Genomic DNA, 323 nt, shown 5'->3' with positions numbered 1-323 from the left:
GAAGACGGCTATCACTAGGAGCACAACGTGATGACACCCAGTGTGAAGCAACCGATGTGGCGCCGACTTACCTGGCTGCTGCTGATCTGGGCAGGCAGTGTCGCGGCTTTGGGCCTGTTCGCCTGGCTGATCCGATTGTTCATGCTGGCTGCCGGCATGCGCACTCATTGAGCCCCCTGACGGGCGCAGCTGCGACAAAAGGGCGCACCCGTGAACTTTTACAGCCCGCAACGGATGCGGCTTAATGCACGCCTCATTCGTTCGGGGGTTTCATGGCTGCACGTGCTCGCGCACACTTCTATCTGCTGGCCTGCTTCGCCGTG

Annotated in this window: 1 protein-coding gene; it reads left to right on the top strand. The window is 60.7% G+C overall.

Going from position 1 to position 323, the window contains the following annotated elements; translation table 11 throughout:
- A partial coding sequence (locus QWI17_RS23755) for a hypothetical protein (protein WP_302723305.1) occupies positions 1–245 on the top strand: 245 nt, incomplete at its 5' end.
- Positions 246–323: the final 78 nt, after the last annotated feature.

It is taken from the genome of Gilvimarinus gilvus, assembly GCF_030518155.1.
Classification (GTDB): domain Bacteria; phylum Pseudomonadota; class Gammaproteobacteria; order Pseudomonadales; family Cellvibrionaceae; genus Gilvimarinus; species Gilvimarinus gilvus.
This window is presented reverse-complemented; position numbering and strand designations above follow the sequence as displayed.